This is a genomic window from Halorubrum halophilum, from assembly GCF_000739595.1.
Taxonomy (GTDB): domain Archaea; phylum Halobacteriota; class Halobacteria; order Halobacteriales; family Haloferacaceae; genus Halorubrum; species Halorubrum halophilum.
On record NZ_BBJP01000022.1, the window covers coordinates 30,267 to 47,756 of the forward strand.

The following is a 17,490-nucleotide window of genomic DNA, read 5'->3' on the forward strand; positions in this document are numbered from 1 at the left end:
ACTACGTCCCCATCCTCTGCTCCTCAGATTCGAGTTCGGATTCTACGAGTGCCATTGCCCTCGACAAGTCGTATGCAAATTTGTTGTCGAGGGAGTCATAATGATCTACGAGTTTGTTAATCTGTGAATAAGTAGCAGCATTTAGTAACCGAGGAACAATGTATGTTCTAAATGCCTCTCCAACGGCTATTTTAGGATCATTTTCATAGACTCCATTATTCCTAGTAGTCTCGCCAATAAACTTGGCAACATCTCTGTAATGCATCGGCCCAAACTGGATGATGCCTTCATTATCAGGTCCGATGCCGTTGAGCTGTGTGTAGTCTGTTTCGAACAGAGTTTGCAGTTCTTCTGCGTCGACAGTGATTTCTTCAAGCTGATTCCTAGTCCAAGTTGAGAAGAGCTTCTGCCGATCTTGATGTTCGTATTCAGAGACCTCGATCATGGCGAATCGACGAGTAATTGCATTATCTAGCTCGTTCACAGTTCGATCCGACATATTCATCGTACAGATAATGTTTACGTCGGGATCGAGCTCGATGGTTCGTCCAGTGTCAGTTGTGAAGATAGTTTGGTGGTCGTTTTCGATAGCGGTATAGAGTGGTCCAAAAATCTTAGATATATCTGCTCTGGTGAGCTCGTCGATGATAACAGTGTAGTCCTCTCCGAAGTCACGGGCCCGTAGAACAGCTTTTGAGACGCAACCAGGTTCCTTTCCGTAGCTGATTGTATCCTCATTATATTTTGGTTCCACTCGACCAATAATATCTTGTTTAGTCCAAGATGGAGATGCTGTTTCGAGAGTATATCCGATACTAGCATCCAGAGCCAACTGTTTAGCGAATGTCGTCTTTCCGGTTCCCGTTGGCCCGTAGAGAACAACCGGTTTGCCTGCTTGAAGAGCCCCTAACGCTGTCCGATGAACCGAATCGGGAACTAAGGTATCTAAGTTAGTAGTGTCGTCCCCTCGACTGGCAACTTTTTGTTTCAACTCCCTAGAAGCCATGCCGGATTCCAAAATCGCACGTCTAACCGGTCCTAAACTATTTTGTCCGTCATGCTCGACATCAATTTTATGATCTTCAACGAGAAATTGGAGTACTTCAGTTTGTTCAGCATTATTAATAGCGTCAACAGCCATATCGGGATTTGATTTTAGTGGGCGATCTAACAGATCCTTAACGTTTTGTATCGAGTATGTGTCTTCCCGTTGACTGGTTGCCATTGAATAACGGTTGGACTACAACATTATATATCTTCGTTCCAATATAACGGACGTAGATAGACTGGTTATTCTCTTGAAAACACTACTGGATACAACTAATATTCTTCTGCGGGGATCTCGTAGCCTTTAATAAATCTACAATCACGGTGCCTGCCACGATGTGCATAGCATATAGTGGAGGGAGTCGGTCAAGGTGTGTCCTTACTGTGTTCTAGTTGGATACCGAATTTGACTCTTCTGTAGGATTGAAAATTAAAGAATTGGTGCTGAGTTTGTAACCTTGTACTAGCTGATCATGACCTGTTGTGGTCCGACTGTTTGGTGTGCTCATCTTTGTTGAGAAGGAGCCTGGATGTGTTGTGTACGACTGGGTGTGGTGATCTCAACCCCCCACCGTGTTCTCACTGCTGTTCTTTGAGATCTACTAATCTAGCTCAGTATCATTCAGAATTGTGCCAAATAGTTCGTCGAGGACTCCCGAGAAAATCGCTTCCTCGTTTCGCGCGTGCGCGAGGCTCTCATGTCTTGGATTTCGAGAACGACGGGGTAGCCTCAAAATTCTCTCTAAACCCCACACAGAGACCTCTGCCATGTTTTCTCTGAATAGTATCTCGCCTACTCTGAGCAGATTGCGAGTCCGTTCCGAGCACAGAGGATGTGTACAACAATTGAGCCTAGGCGCAGGTGGATTGTTCGTGCTGTCCTCACACGGCGCACAATCGGTCACAAAGATGTCTGTTCATCGTTGACCTTGGGCTCAACCTCATGGAGATAACTACTCATGATGTCTTCACAGCCCACACAGGTGCTATTGGTGCGGAAGGCGACGTGGGCCCAACAGCGTCGCCGGAATCGACGTCGAGTCAGTGTCGGCTTCTCATAGTCGTATCGTCGCACTAGACTCTGAGAACAGCACTCCGCATCGGCCCTGCACAGCATTGTCGTGGATGCTCGGCAGATAACCGAGATATACTCCGGCGACAGCTCCCGTTACAGGCTGACTTGTGTCAAACATAATCCCTCACCTCGACACCAACAGGATTGCCATATATCAACACCAACAAATGACTCGTAGGGTCAACACAGTGCGATATTGTAGACAACTAGCGAGGGTGTTATAGAACGATTCACAGGGCTTGATTTCATCCGTGGTTAGACTGAGTCACCTGTGAGAACACACCTGCGTATTGAGCGTTGAGGATTCTACCAGCTCAACGAAGTGTCCCGATACTCGTGCGAGATACAGCGCGCGTATCTTTCGCTGAAGATGTAATGAGCTCTTATTATCACTAGGCTGACTTCGTATATCTTCAGCTGTCAGCATATGACGCTTTCAACTGTACCGTTGCAACATCGTCATCGAAATTTGTCGGTGGTGAGACATCACCTACTTCAGTATTATCAATCAGCATTTGTGTGGCGGTATTAGCCGACACTGTTACAGAATCAACAATAGCAGCGTCTGGAGGTGAATCGGTAGTATGTGACAAATAATTAAAACTTTGACCGTTCTCATATCGATCCACATCCTCAGGAGTCAGAAGATAAACATCAACTTCAGGACCACTAGTCACAGTGAAATTATAGCCTATTTCGCCTTGACGGTCACTATTGAATATACCAGTAGTTGCATATTCATCCTCAGGTATCTCATATTCTCCACTAAATGGCCCGATATTAATTGAATTCGTATCAGGTTGATTATCGTCTCCTGAACAGCCAGCTAAAGATACTGCGATAGCGGTGACAGTTGAAGCGATAACATTCCGACGTGATAGATTTCTCACAACTAATTGTAGTATTAAGACTATAAATAATTCTTTGGTATTTTTCTAGCTCAAAATTTTGTGAGATATTCCATTAAGTAGGGTGGCCTTATCGGTTCAGTGAACAGCTAGTTTAACGTCTCCGCTACAAAAATAGGCCGTCCTGCTGTATACACCATCTGTGTTGACCGATCCGACCTGATCGGAGATAATTCTGTGCGAGATACGCACGGTGCATCTTGCACGGCTACCAGTTCGGGGACGGCACAGAGCGCTTGCAGGCGCACATGCTCGAGCTGAAGCGGAACGCGCCGAAACGGGCTGTACTCCCCAACGGTGGCTCGGACTTCGACTGGGACGTCTGGGCGGTGCTTGAGCCCATCTTCAAACACTCGCGGTCGGAGTCGAACCGTGTCTACGACATGGTCGCCAATCTCGTCAAAGCGAGTACGATGGTCAACTTTCACTCGCGTGAGACGGTCAACTAGAACATCCGTACTGAAGAGGGACTCGAACAGGTCACTGGTGGTGTCGCAACTGCTCAGGACGTCGCAAACGTGGTCCGCTGCCTCGACGTCCTCCGAGCAACGACGCACGAGATCGATCAGTGGAAGCGTGCAGTCGTCGACACCATCAATGTCAAAGGCGACGGAGTTGTCGACGGACTTGAGCCGATCATCGACTACCTCGAAGAGTCAGACGTGTCGCAGGTGAACCTAACCGAGCTCAAGAACATCATCGACGACTTGGAGGCCAACTACCTCATCAGCGTCGACGGCGACACGTGCACCGCGAACCGATCATGACGTGCGGACACAGTCGATCTAGCCGGAATACTAATTGATCTGTTCTACGGCACCCTGTGCAAGTGTTTTCCAGTACTCTTTATCACTATCCACTTCTGTAAATCTCTTCATCGAGCCCATACCTCTAAATCCGTAATGGAAGCTAGGAAGAATTTCAGCATCAAGAGATGAACTTTCGTATGTTCGTACCTTCGTCCCCTTCTTCCCGTCAGCAAATACAGTGTCCGTGACTGAAGATGGAAGTTCAGTTTCCACACCTACATCCCTCATAGCACGTTGTAGGTGGTTGTTCGGTTTGCCACCCATTACTAGGACAATATCTGGCTGAACAACCTCTAATTCAGGAATCAAGTAGCTGACACACCGATCTTGCCCTTCGTCATTCTTTGGGTCGAACCAGTCAACGTCGTTGATATCATTGCATTTCGTATGTTGAGTGTAGTACAGTCTGCAAGAACGATCGAGTAGGTTCTGATATGCCTCCTCAAATGCATTAATGATAGGAGCGATGTCGTCCTCGTAATTCCCGATCGTATCCAGATTGGATTCCTGAAATCCATCGCGAGGTGTTGGTGTAGCACTGCTGTCGCCGGTATCTGAGTAATTCTGCCACGTTCGTCTTCCATTGCCAATTCTAGATCCAGTGGTATCTTTCACATCATCACCGCCCGGCGCCTGAGCGACAATTGCAACATCAGCCGGATTATCACCGTAACCATATACTGGTGCCGTAACGTGGTCACAATCACGACGGGGGCATCCTTCGCAGGCTCTTTTCCCATCATACCATAATTCATGAATATCCGATAGTTCAGAGATGCGGTATTCTGAATTTTCAGCCATAGAAGGTCAGTATCAAACTAAACATTCAAGTTTTCGGTTGACAATTCATCTATAGTTTAAAATTATTGGTGTATCAAGGAATGCGGAGACCACCGACGCACTTGGTGAGATCGGCACCGTCAGTAACATCACTTGCGAGACGAGCAAGGGGGACTAGGACACACAAAACGTTGGCGCCCCGACGCTCTTTGTAGGGGAAATTAATCAACAGAGCGGGTGTAGCAGGATATCATTGGTTAATCTCTACTCGCCAGGCTCGTCCTCGATATACACGCGTCCGTCTTCATAGAGAATTGAGCCGACGTGGAAGGCAGGGAATGATTCCACCTCTCTGTGGTCTTCGTAGGCGACTACACTGCCTCCGGTGTCATCGTATTCAACTCGTTGGAACTCACGCTTCGAGCCGTTTTTGAGGACGATCGTTGCCATTAGAATAGGTTAGATATTTGCGTCGTATAGTTCGTTCGCTGATGAACTGTGATAATTGCGCGAATACTCTGTTTTGGCCTTGTTTAGACGCACCGGATAACCTGAATTGAGACTGTAATCGCCTCTGCACAGCGTGTCGAAACCCCACAGACACCCGATCTTCTATCTCGTATCAGCACTAGCACGACACACCGACTGCCACTATCACGGGCTGAGTTACGTCAGACGGAAGCCCCAATAGTCGATGTCGACGTAGTAACTAGTCCAACGCACAGGAAGATCACTCGTCTTCAGCTAAAGACGGATGGCCCGCATGGTTATTCTTCGATGTCAAGTTCGAACTGCTCGTGTTCTGTGACAGCGTTTAGTACGACGTTCGTGTTCGACTCGCGGATGTCCGCGTCGTTGAGCAGCGACTTGATCTGATCGTTCATATCATCGGTGTCAATGAATTTTCCGATTGCGATGATATCGGAGTCGCCGGTGACTTCATACACGCTCACCATCTGCTCTTCCTGTCGTAGCTTCTCCGTAATCTCCGGCAGTGCGTGACCCTCGACTTTGAGCTGAAGGACGGCCGTTACGTCATAGCCCAGTTTGCCGTAATCGACGATCGGTGTGTATCCTCGCACCGCGCCTTCATCCTCGAGATCACGAAGGTGATTAGAGACGGTTGTTACAGAGACATCGAGTTCCTCTCCCAGACTTCGGAGGCTACCCCGGCCGTCTCCGAGCAGAGAGTTCACGAGTTTGCGATCGAGATTGTCATACGTCATTACGGTCATCCATGTTCTACGGTTCTATAATACTACGCATGTCCACCACGTTACTATTAACTCAGCTAAAGACGAGCTATATTCAAAAAATACGACGGTGGCGATGAGTAGTTCGAGTCGTCGGCTAGCTTAACCCAACTATCCAGTGGTCGGCGAATATGACATGTAGACACCATTCGATTTGTCTTCATCAATTCTTTTCTAAACTGTGCCTACAGACCATCTACTACCGGATTCCAAGCAAAGTATAGATAACTGGAAAGATATGGGTGACAACCTGTTTGATTGTCGTATGGAACGCCCAAAAGAACCGGCCACCTAGGTATTCCAGGCTGTACCGGTGTGTTGCGAAGGAGGTTCTCCTGAGGTCGACAGTTGAGTGGTGATACCTGTTTTATCATTGGATACGGGTCATCAAACAAGGTCAGACTACGATGTGCATAGTATATAGTGGGGAAGCAGTCGAAGTACGTCCACACTTCGTACTGTATCTGTGTCAAACAGGCCTGTCTCCTAATATGGAAGTACAAGCTTGACGCACAGTTCTTGCATTGTATTATCCAACTGAGATTGACTGTGATCTATTGCCCTGTGTGCCTTCAGTTGAGGAAGATCGGATATGCTGGTACGAACGGGCTTGTGTAGTACCAACCCCCACCGTGTTCTCTCTGCTGTCCACTGGGATGCAACCACTGAGATCTGTTAATCTAGCTCAGTACCATTCACAACTGTGCCAAGTGCTTCTGAAATAGTTCGTCGAAGGCCCATGAAAAAACGCAGAGTTCCTCGCGCGTGCGCGATGCTTCATGCCTTCGATATTCCGAACGGCGGGGGAAGGTCGAAATTTCCGCTAAAGCGTACACAGAGTCACACTGCTACGGTTGCTCCGAGTAGGTACCTTATCTACCCTGAGCAGGTGAGGAGTCCGTTCCGAATCATTTCTAGCTTTCATGTGTTAGCGTTCCAGATCACAGAGCCGGACACACCACTTTTCCGCAATTCACCACACCACTTTTCCGCAATTTGTAACGCCGAACACGGCTGTTTTCGGGCAGTAGACACCACTTTTCCGTAATTACTATGACGTACCGTTAGCGGAACCAACTGTAATCTCGTGGTTCTGGCTGCCCACATACCACTTTTCCGCAATTACTTGTTCTCTGATCAGGGGATCGCATCATCAGCATCTTTGTCTGTCGTCACCATATGCAGATGAGAACACACCACTTTGCGGGTGTTCGCATCGCGATCTGCACGAGATACAATCCCATTTCCGCATAATCTACTGCCAGCCATTGCTCAGATCGCTGGATAAGTGAACCTCCTCGCTGAATATTCCGATTGGACGGAGAGTACCTATTGAGAGGATCCGATCCACCGAGGATACCTCCGCCACCGCTACAGCCTCCCACCTGTCGTTGTATGCCCGCAGGTGTCGGCAGTCATCCACACAGCAGACGCCCCGCTACAGGCTTAGTTGCGTTAGACGGAAGCCCCCAGGATTCCGTCGCGACTGAGTCTCGGTTGGTCCCTACATAGGCGCTGGGTGGGCCTCGAGACTACAGCGATTGTCACAGCAGTGTGGTGGTCGGGAACCACTCAGTATTGGGGGCGTCGGTCGGAGATGACGCGGTACCTGGTAGTGACGAAACGGGGAGTCCGTTGCCGGCTGTGCTGAGTAGAGGTCTAATGTGTGGCTAGTTCCGGAGCTCCAAAAAACAGCCTCGCCTCCGACCAGCTGGCACCCCAGTCAACACCGACTCGGTGCCGGCGACGTCGATCTCGCAGCGCTTACCAAGTCGTGGCCGACTGACCACTAACAGTGGCAAACAAGTATTGTGTGGTCTGAACAATTTATAAGCAGATTAAAAATTTCTTAATAGTATAATATTTTGTATACAAGCCGAAAACGAATCATGAGGACTTGCGCTAAGTAAAACCCTCCAAGACTAAATCGCGAATCTGAATAGATGGAGGTCCACACAGGCTGAGTCAGGGGGCAACCCCTCCAAATAGGCTCCAACAGTAGTTGAAGCCCATTTGTGTAGCTGTTAGTTACAACCTTACAGTGTAGTGACTTGCAATTCTTCGAATTGAAGAGTACTACAGTCGATATTTACTGAGACATCTCAGGATGCCTCAGGAAGCGTCGCAATCAACTCCGAGTCGCCTACCACTTAGAGGGGGTCCGGAGTTGCTAAGAAACGCCTGTAGACACCGGAGAATCGATTCTGGCTGGTGAAGTTTGATGGGTTTCAGGCTGGAGGTCTCAGTGGTAGGAGCTGAATCCTCACTTCCGACACAGCTAGCAGGTGGAAGTATCAATAGTTCAAGAAATATAATAATACATATATGTATTTACTTCAGACATCGAGATGATACGTTGATCTTGTGCTATCCATACAGTTTTATCTGTGGCGTAAGTGGGTTAATTACACCAAGATCAGCATTATCGCTGAGGTCTGTGATCGCTGTGAGACGACATGGCCATGTTGATCTCGAGACAGCTCCCAGCGATACAGCGAGACACGTGGCACCCCACACGTCCTCAGTCGGCTTCGATGTCGTCGGCGAGTCGGGAGACCTGTACCGTAAACGTGGGAGGCAAAACGGACAGCTGCCAGTGTGAGACGACTGACGGTGCCTGCTGGATACGTCGGCAGGCAACTAGGGGCCAAGCTGGACATCGACGTCTACTGCGTCGCTGGCATCGACGACTCATCACCCACCACAGCAAGCTCCATCCGCGTCTGGACGGTGGCGATTTCGATCTCGTCGCCCTCGAATGCGTCCTCGAGGCCATTCATGTCGAACGACACCTGGTGGAGACCTACGAGGCGTCGTCGTCAGCTAGTTCGTCGATTTTGGAGACGATAGACTGCGCAGCCGTCTCCGCAATAGTCAGCGACGCCGTCTCTGTCGTCTCAAAGGTGTCGGGTTTGATTGGAACGGCTCTGTTGAAATCCTCAGAAGGTGATACATACCCATCGATCTGTGGTCAGTACAAGGGACTCACAATTCATTTCACACAACCACACAGCGCAAGACAATAGTCAGTCAACAATATGTTACACAAGAGCGCAGCTATTCAGCTATCTGTTTCCCACCGATATCCACATTTTTCGCATACAAATTTTGGGGAGGTGTTATTCTCTATATCCAAAGTTGCACCTACTTCGTTACAACTAGGACAAGAAAGCGGTATAATTGTACTAGTGACTAAACTGAGTTTGTTACGAACTTTGCTTAGCTCACTCTGAGTTGATCTTCGTTCTGATTTCTCGCTACGAATTGTGTCGATAGTTTCTTCTGAAGCACCTGAGTCTTCTGAAAAGTTGAATCCACAATTTCTACAAGTCCATCCGTCACCCGTTGAAGACATCATTGACCCGCACTCATCACAATGTTCCATGTGACAAAGACCTGAGTAAAGAATAAAATTGTTTGGGTATGAATAGTATACTTATTGTCATCACACACCCTTCAGCGACCAGATGTTTCAGACAAGAATATGTCTGAAGGAGAGGATTTCGACAGAGCTATTGGAACCTCTACTCCGTATGTATTCAGCGCGACATCGTCGAGTGGATCAGTAGCAGACATTGAATAGCAACCTCAATTCTCGATCAAAGAGAGATAGAGAGGGAGAGAGTCGTCGACAACTCGTCTGGTACTATGTTACCCACGGTAGTAACACTTCACAACCCGATAGGTAGCGACAGAGACGACTGGGGGGGAAGTCGGCCTACCCCGCTGCCAGCTCGTCGAACTTCTCTAGTACAAGATCGAAGTACTCGTCTGTCATTACCCTCGGACTCCGCACCTTATGGAAGTCCTCAAGCATGAATTTCGTTTCTGTTCGATCAAACTCGTAGGCATGGAACATCGCAGCGTCTATCTCCGCTTGTAGGATCTCTCTTTGGGAATCACTCTCGACAGGCAGAATACCAAGTCGAGATGCAATATCATCGAATTCGTCCCCATAACAGTTGAGTTTGGCAGAGCGCTTCCACACATCCTCAAACCAGTCGTCTCCTTTCGTGAGACGTGGTGCCTGACACTCTTCGAACATATTCATGCTAAGGCTGGTGTCGAGTTTCGTGCGAACGATGTAATCGAATGGGACACTATTTAAGATGCCAAGCGCAGCGAACAACTCCTTATCAGTAAAGATGCGCTCGTAGACACCGTGTGCGGGTTCTTTTTTGAGATCATCCTCCGTAGGGTTGATTTCGTACGGCCGGATTGTCGGACACTTATGATGACAAACGACACCGCGAGGCAATACCGCAGCAACACTGCTCCGTTCGTTAGTGTTGTTTGAGATCTCTCTGATTCCGATTCGATGTGTAGTACAGTCGAGAAGTACGTCCGACTCTGAGAATTCGGTTCCTCTGTGCTTTTCTAGAAGATCTCTCACGAACCCGATCTGAGACCCACTCCCATCGAATGCGTTGAAAATGGCTGTTTTCAGGCGCTTCGCATTCTTTTCCCTTACTCGTCGTTTTGCGCTTTTGTCGGGGTTGACATCTTCTTCGACGCTCCAGAACGTTGGCGGTGCAATATCATCCCAAAACGTATTGTCGTAAGCGTACTGCCAGATGTTCCCGCCACCGTATACAGGATAGTCACCCTCGACTTCATTCTCTACAAATCGATCTGAGTCGCGGGTGCGATTGAGTTCCTCTTTATACAGATCAATGTACCAGTTGTCTTCTAACGGTTTATTGATTGGTGGGTTTTGGACGATTTTTCTGAGGAGCGGAACCTCTTTTTCGTTAGTTATCTGAGGGAAAATTGCCGTCTGTGGTGAGTAATCCCTCAGTACCTCCACTGGGACATTGAACGTGTGCTCTTCAACGTCTTGGAGTATTCTTGGATCTCTATTAAGGAATTTCACGCGAAGCTGCTGAGTGCTACCAGAGTTCTTGTAGGTTACCGCTCCAAATTTGTATCTATCGTCTATCTCCTCAAACATTCCCTTGTTCTCGAAGCCAACGATATATCCAATCTCTGTGTTTGAGAGAAGGTGGTTCCGTAAGTCCTTATTCGCAGTCCCAGTGAACAACTTTCCAGGTAGTAACTTGGAGACATACCCGTCTTCATCAGTAAGAGAAAACACCCTTTCAAGAAACAGCATCGAGAGATCTCCTTTTGCTTGTCCACCCACATCGGGACTTTGAAGAGAATAAGACTTGCTTTGCTTGAAGTATGTACTCAGAATGTCCATACGACGTTGGTGCTCAATCCAACCTTTCGCTGTTTCTGGGTTATCTAGTAGATCAGATTCGATCCGATCCTTCTCATCAAGCGAACGAGTTCTGAAGAGCGCGTCAAACTTCGAGAAGTACTCCTCTCTGTTGGATGTAAGTACCTCCCATGGCGGATTTCCAACTACGACATCGAATCCACCGTGAGCATAGACTTCGGCGAACTCCAAAATCCAGTGGAATGTATCGAATGCATCGATATCCTCTTTCGTGATTTCCGTCGCGAGATCTCCTTCTATTGCCTCAAATACCTCCGCGCTGATTTTCTCACCATAATCGTTACGCAGGGTGTCTGAGTCAACGCTTACGTCCAAGCTAAGGAACTCATCGTAGATTAATGAATCTAGCTCAGGCCGATATTCCTCCAACAATTCGTTAGCCTTCTGGTAATGCTCATCAGCACGTTCCGACAATCCTTGCTCGCCAGCTCTTTCGTATTTGTTAATTTGCTCAATCACATCCTGATATCGCGATCTCACACTGTCTTCGTTGAATGCCTCAAGTGTATACCCCCCATCGTCAGTCGACTCAGGGAATGACGTGAACCCAATCAGACTGTTTCCTGTTCGGAGGTTAAATGCGATGTTAGGAAGTGCCAGTTCTGTCGGATTGAGGTTCTCAATATCATCGTTGGACAGCTCAGCAACAATTGACAGCCAGCAGCGGAGCTTTCCAATCTCGACTGCTGGCCCAACAATATCCACTCCGTAGATGTTATTCTGGACAGTCGCCTTTTTCAGCCGGAATCGCCTCGGGTGGGAATCAATCTGGGCGTATAATGCAGTGCGGATTGAGACAATTTCTTCTAGTACAGAGGTGAGATAGTGGCCACTTCCACAGGCCGGATCTACGACGTAGAATTCATCGACGACATCCTCAAGCAGGCCTCTAATAAGCGAATCTTTCGGTGCGAGATCATTGATGAGTTCATAGACAGTATCGCTCTGGCGTGCTTCTACCTCACGCCATCCGCGTTCTTCGATTAGGTACTCTTGAAAACGCTCGTGGAGAGCTGGCTGAACAGTTTCCTCAGCAGAGAACCGTGTGATTTCACTCGGTGTATAGTAGGCACCCAGCTCTTTGTTCTGATCACCTGGATCCGTCGTGAGATAATTGATCGTTTTCTCGAATACAGAGCCGAGTACGGACGGATCAATATCTGTCGGCCCCCCATCAGCGGAGAACTGGTAACGTTCGAGTAGGTTGATGATCGACTTGAGGACGCTGTCTCGTACGTCGAACTGGCGCTCATCGACATCGGAGTCTGTGCTGAGTTCCGGCCGGAATAGGCCACCATTGAGGTACGGAATGTCGGAGTACAAATCGATCACGTCCGTACGCTCTCCGTCTTCTCGATCCGGCTTGACGTTCATGACGTCGTAAAACAGCGGATCAAGGAACGTCTCGTACATTGACTGAGTATAGACGCCATCCTCGTACGTATCGACAATCGTGCGCAGTAAGTCCGGCCGGACGATGCGCTTGTCTTCGAGGAACTTAATGAACACAAGCCGATTCATCAGCTCCACAGAGAACAGTCGTGTGTCGTCACCAGTAGCCTCTCCCGGCGCAATGACACCGTCTCCGACGAGACTCCGCGCCCGGCGTTCTCCGTCGACGTCGCTGTCGTCGACGCCGAACACATACCGGATGTAGTCGTCGTAGAACTCGTCTGTGATCTCCTCCTGTTTCTCTTTGAGCACTTCCTGCGCGTCGTCGATAATCGAGCGGAAGTTGTCGAAATTGAAGGTGCGGATAAGCTCGGCGATGAGCTCACGTTCCTCTTCAGAAACAGCGTCCGTTGGAGCCATCGACGCCCCAGTTTGATTCTCGAACAGCGTCAGGAAGACGGGTTGGAGATCAACGTCAGCAACGGTAGTGTGGGTGTACGAGTCTGCGTCGTAGCGAATGAAGATCCAGCGCAGTCCGTCCGTCGCAAAGCCGAAGTCTGACTCGAACTCGCGTTGGCTAAGCCACGACTTCACCTGATCGACGCCATGCCCACGGTTTTCGAGTTGCTTCTTGAGGGGTTCTGCCTCAATCAGTAGCCGACTTGAGTCGACGCTGTCGATGTCACGGAGGGACACAGCGTAGTCTGCTTGCTCGCCACGAGTAGAGGAGAAGTCACCAGCTTCGGCCCCGTAGTCTGAGTAGCCGAGTACATCGAGCAACGGTTCGATAACTCGATCCTGCGTTAGTGGTTCGGGATCAAGCTGATCCCGTGTGTAGTCCGATCGGGGGACGTATTCTCCCCGTCCTCGAGAGAACGTTTTGTCGAGATCGTCATCATCCGTGTACTGATCGCGAAGGCTCCGGATGCACGAGTCGATAGCGTTGATTACAATATCGACATCGTCGTCTGAGACAGTGGTGTCGAACTCATCAAAATCAAACTCAGTCTGTGCGTCGGAGGCCGACATTGATGACGGCTTTCGCGTCCGACGACATGAAAGTGTGTGTACGAATCTACGGTGTCATACTAGCCTTAGTCATCTCAAATGGGACAGCATAGTCCGGACTCAGGCGTTGATTGCTTCAACTATGATCTCTAGCTCCCCAGAGAGATCACCGGTGGGATTGAATCCATCAAAATAATCTGTATTGTCAATAATCATTTCCCAAGTTCCCCATGTCTCAGCAAACACTTCATCTTGGTTTCCGATCTCATCAGAGCCCGTTCGCATAAGATACGGATTCAGATCTCCATCGCCTCGATACCCATAAAGATCCTTTTCATGTCCTAGAGCAATCTGCATTGAACCAGAACTAGGCTGAGAATCCATATAAAACCAGCAATCAAAATCAACAGGGTACTCTACGCTAGCCCATTCGCCCTCTGATAGATTGATCTCATAATTCAAGACTAATATTTGATTTCCTCCAGACATGGTAGTATGTCTGTTTGTTACCCTTATTCCATCTGAATTCTCTTCATGAGAGTCACTAATACCAACACACCCAGAGAGTGCTGCGCTACCAGCAATAGTCCCAAGTACAGTTCGGCGACTTTTCACGTAGATTTGTTATTAAACGTTGCATATAAAGATGGTTATCAAAATGGAATGTTATCTATTCTAGTATCCCAACACTACCGGAAGCGAGGTGTCCAGTGTTTGTCCAGACAGTACTAGGTAATCACCGACTTTGGTTGGCACATGGTGTTGTGCGTTGGTGCTCGACGTCGCCCCCGAGGACAGCAAGTTAGTGACACGTCAACAGTGGTTCTCGAACGCGTGCGGGTGGAGTTCGACGGGCGCATAGTCGGCGTCGACGCCGGCACGCCGGCAAAAATCGCGCGCTGCTGAGTCGCCCCCGACTGAGGCGCTCGTCGTCCTCAATTCCGCGCGGTGGAAACATAAGTTTTCATAGGTGCATAAGAAATCCTACTATGCACCGCACAGCAACACGCCCGCGAGGGACTCCAAACTGACGGCCCACTCAGCACCCCCAGCAGTCGGCTGAGTCAGCCACAACTCGGAATCGGTGGCAGTGCCAGGGGGCTCACATCGATTGTGTGGTACTGGACCGGCCCGTCGACGTCGAGTTCGAACTGGTAATCCGTGAGATGTCTCTCACAAGTGTACGAAGAGGCGGAGTCCAGGCTACCCCTAATCGATATGTCCGAACGAGCATCAGCTGCTGAGCCAGCTCGTTCAGAATGCCGTCTGTACGTCGGCGTCTCCTAGTTAACGATCTACCGATATGAGGGCCCCATCTTACATATACACACCACTTTGTGAGTGTAACTGTCTGGCTACGTTGAGGCTACTTCAGGTACGTGGTCCCCGACTTTTGACTCGGTTGTATTTACCATTTTAGACGATTTCAGACCGAATCGTCTGCGGTGAATATACCGATACTCATGCGTGTCAGCGGTGCGGGTAGGGACTAGCTGAAGATCATCTGCGGGCATACCCACGACACGGCGGAGCTGTCGCGGTTCGTTTTTCGAAGCATTCTGACCGAACAATAATACCACCTCGGTGGAAGCAAAATAGGAAATCAGGCAAAGTCCCAATACATCTCGTTGAAACAGAGGAATTTCCTCTACTGAGTTCTGAATATCTCGATGGAAAGGTCCATTGACCGTTACTCAACAAAAAGGAGAGAATATGAGTTTCTACAGATTACTAGGGGTCGGAAACATGTACGAAACAACTAGTAGCCCAATCGTCAATTTCGCAGAGAACTTCCACTCGTTTCGAATCAACTATATTCGCGCCCTCTGATGCCATCTTAACCAATCTCTGTGACACGTTGACTTTCGAGGGAGCGTCCAAACCACTCTCCTCGCACCAATTTTCTACAGCATGAACACGGGCTACATCCGGGATATCATCTACATCCAGTTCAACACCCGGCTCCTGCCACTCGTTCAGTTCGTCATTAACCGCTTCAATATATTTTTCCGGGTCAATAAAATCCTCCAGAATCAGCCCCTCATCCGAAAACGTACGATAAGTCTTAATTTTCTCGGCGTCGGCTCCAGCTTCCACGAGATCTTCTCTGTTTTCCACACCACCTCCATCACCATCAAGCAAGATCACCGACCTGCCAGTCTCTGACAGCAATTCCGAGATCCGTTTCTCCCCAACATTTGCAGCTCCCGGAGCAATCTGATACTCTAATTCTTCTTTCCCAGTCGCTTGACGGATAAGAGTCGGTAATAGAATAGTTTCGCATGGGCCTTCAGCAATCAATGAGTTTCGAGCAACTGTGAAAGCTAGCGGATTCAAACCCATTGCCATCATAATCGGTTTGAACCCCGGCTCATCAACCCAAAATCCGTTGTTGATGTCGCTTCTCTCACCTTCTTTTTGTATAACAGGACGGATACCTCTGCCAAGATCAGAGGGAAGACAACCAGCAGAGTGGGTAGTATAGATCACTTTTTGCGCAACGGTCTGCGTCTCAAGCACCTCGACAAGTTCCGCCTGAGCATCATAACTCAGATGCCTCTCAGCCTCATCAACCAGCAGAACTGGATTCTCACCGGTATCTCTTTGATTCAAGAAGGAAACTAACGCTACAAACCACCGTAAACCATCACTCCGCTGGTGAATTGGCGCTCGATTCTGTTCATCTGGTGTACGGACGTTTATATGGAGAACAGTCCCGTTTATATCGAGAACCGGTACGACATCGCTACGAACCCATGACTTGGAAAATTCTTTCTCCAGTTCTTCGCTGGCATCCTCTGTTAAATCTCTTGTAACATGCACCTTACCGGACTCAGCTGCTTTCTTGAGTTCCTGAAGATTCAGATCGGCTAACTTTGCCACATTAGACAGGGCGCTCGGAGGATTGGGTATTGTATTACTCAGGTCGTATTTCGATTTTAGATCCCGATCATCCTCGTCAAAAGAGAGAAACTTCGGACGCCTGTTAAGTAGAATATCTCTTGCCTGTTTTGGTGATGAATTTCTCTCATGCTCCGCCAACTCCTGAAAAGACCCAATCATCTCCTTGACCGAATTTGCATCATACTGATCTGATTCCAGATCTTCTACAACTTTTTCTAAATTCGAGGCAGATTCCTGGATCCGAGTTATCGTTTCATCTCCCAAATAATCCTCGTCAGATTCTAACTGCTTCGACAATCTCTTCAAATTGGAAGACGGGTTTCGACCAACCCTTTCATCAAACACCTCTGTCTCAAGAAATGACTCTAGCTTAGATCGTACCTTTTGGCGAGGCTGGAGATCGTGGTTTGGCTTAGGTTGCGTTTTAGCGGTTATTTGACCGCTCTCTGTCTTTACGAACGTACACTTCTCAATTACATCGCTATTCTCAACAGGTCCTAAATCTGTATAGTCCCCTTCTTCTAAACTGAAGGTTGCTGCTATCGTCGTATCTGTATCCACCCTGCGAGTCTGATCCTGATCACTGATTTCTTCCTCATGATTCAGTTCTTCCAAAGCCTCCAGAAACGAGGTTTTACCTGACTCGTTCTGCCCAATCACCGCAATCAAATTCTCCAACAGTCGCACGCTGGTAGGATCGTTGAAACGGCGGAATCCCTGAATCTCTACCGCAATCAACTCCATGTCATCTGACTTTCAGCCGAAAATGAATAAAACTGATTCCATAATATCCACTCCGAACAACCCATCTCTTTCAAAACCAACAGACAGAACCAACCGCTTGATGTGTGATCTGTACTGACTGCAGCAAGTCAGAATGTATCCCTTGCTTACGATTTCAACAGAGCCGGTATCTTCAATCGCTATTGGAGACCTGTCTGATAGACATCGAATTTACCTGGGATGTGGGATATCTATCTACAGTAGTTATACTCTCTGGTCACGATCTCGCCAGCTGTCGCGGTCGTGCTGGGTGGTTGCGGAAATTCCTATTTGCTGGCATCTCCACGAC

Annotated in this window: 11 protein-coding genes; 2 read left to right on the forward strand and 9 right to left on the reverse strand. The window is 48.5% G+C overall.

The genetic code is table 11. The features are described from left to right. Position 1: 1 nt before the first annotated feature. Entirely contained in the window at positions 2-1,225 is a 1,224-nt protein-coding gene (locus tag ACP96_RS07395; RefSeq protein WP_050032849.1) for an AAA family ATPase, read from the reverse strand. 1,310 nt (positions 1,226-2,535) lie between these two features. Beyond that, positions 2,536-3,012 carry a hypothetical protein gene (locus ACP96_RS18565; RefSeq protein ID WP_154020425.1) on the reverse strand — a complete coding sequence of 159 codons (477 nt, stop codon included), beginning with the start codon at positions 3,010-3,012 and terminating at the stop codon, positions 2,536-2,538. 218 nt (positions 3,013-3,230) lie between these two features. Between ACP96_RS18565 and ACP96_RS07400 the strand changes: the two genes are divergently transcribed. Together ACP96_RS07400 and ACP96_RS07405 are read left to right on the forward strand one after the other, a co-directional pair. Continuing rightward, entirely contained in the window at positions 3,231-3,479 is a 249-nt protein-coding gene (locus tag ACP96_RS07400; protein WP_050032850.1) for a hypothetical protein, read from the forward strand. 69 nt (positions 3,480-3,548) lie between these two features. Beyond that, on the forward strand, positions 3,549-3,797 hold the full coding sequence (locus ACP96_RS07405) for a hypothetical protein (RefSeq protein WP_050032851.1): 249 nt from the start codon (positions 3,549-3,551) through the stop codon (positions 3,795-3,797). Positions 3,798-3,827: 30 nt separating this feature from the next. On the opposite strand, the gene ACP96_RS18570 is transcribed toward ACP96_RS07405, so the two are convergent. The 7 genes from ACP96_RS18570 to ACP96_RS17635 form a co-directional block, all read right to left on the reverse strand. After that, positions 3,828-4,640: a hypothetical protein gene (locus tag ACP96_RS18570; protein ID WP_154020426.1), complete on the reverse strand. Its 813-nt coding sequence runs from the start codon at positions 4,638-4,640 to the stop codon at positions 3,828-3,830. Between the two features lie 243 nt (positions 4,641-4,883). Beyond that, complete coding sequence (locus ACP96_RS07410; protein WP_050032852.1) at positions 4,884-5,069, reverse strand: hypothetical protein; 186 nt, start codon at positions 5,067-5,069, stop codon at positions 4,884-4,886. Positions 5,070-5,386: 317 nt separating this feature from the next. Beyond that, a complete protein-coding gene (gene lrp / locus ACP96_RS07415) occupies positions 5,387-5,845 on the reverse strand; it encodes an HTH-type transcriptional regulator Lrp (RefSeq protein ID WP_050032853.1) in 459 nt (152 codons plus the stop codon). Positions 5,846-8,933: 3,088 nt separating this feature from the next. After that, positions 8,934-9,257, reverse strand: coding sequence for a hypothetical protein (locus ACP96_RS19835; RefSeq protein WP_342764808.1), 324 nt, complete (start codon positions 9,255-9,257; stop codon positions 8,934-8,936). Between the two features lie 333 nt (positions 9,258-9,590). Further along, positions 9,591-13,535, reverse strand: coding sequence for an Eco57I restriction-modification methylase domain-containing protein (locus tag ACP96_RS07420; RefSeq protein ID WP_050032854.1), 3,945 nt, complete (start codon positions 13,533-13,535; stop codon positions 9,591-9,593). A 99-nt stretch (positions 13,536-13,634) separates the two neighbouring features. After that, entirely contained in the window at positions 13,635-14,129 is a 495-nt protein-coding gene (locus tag ACP96_RS18575) for a hypothetical protein (RefSeq protein WP_154020427.1), read from the reverse strand. A gap of 1,116 nt (positions 14,130-15,245) precedes the next feature. Continuing rightward, positions 15,246-17,162 (reverse strand): AAA family ATPase, encoded by a 1,917-nt coding sequence (locus tag ACP96_RS17635; protein ID WP_082222486.1) that lies wholly within the window; start codon positions 17,160-17,162, stop codon positions 15,246-15,248. Between the last annotated feature and the right edge of the window lie 328 nt (positions 17,163-17,490).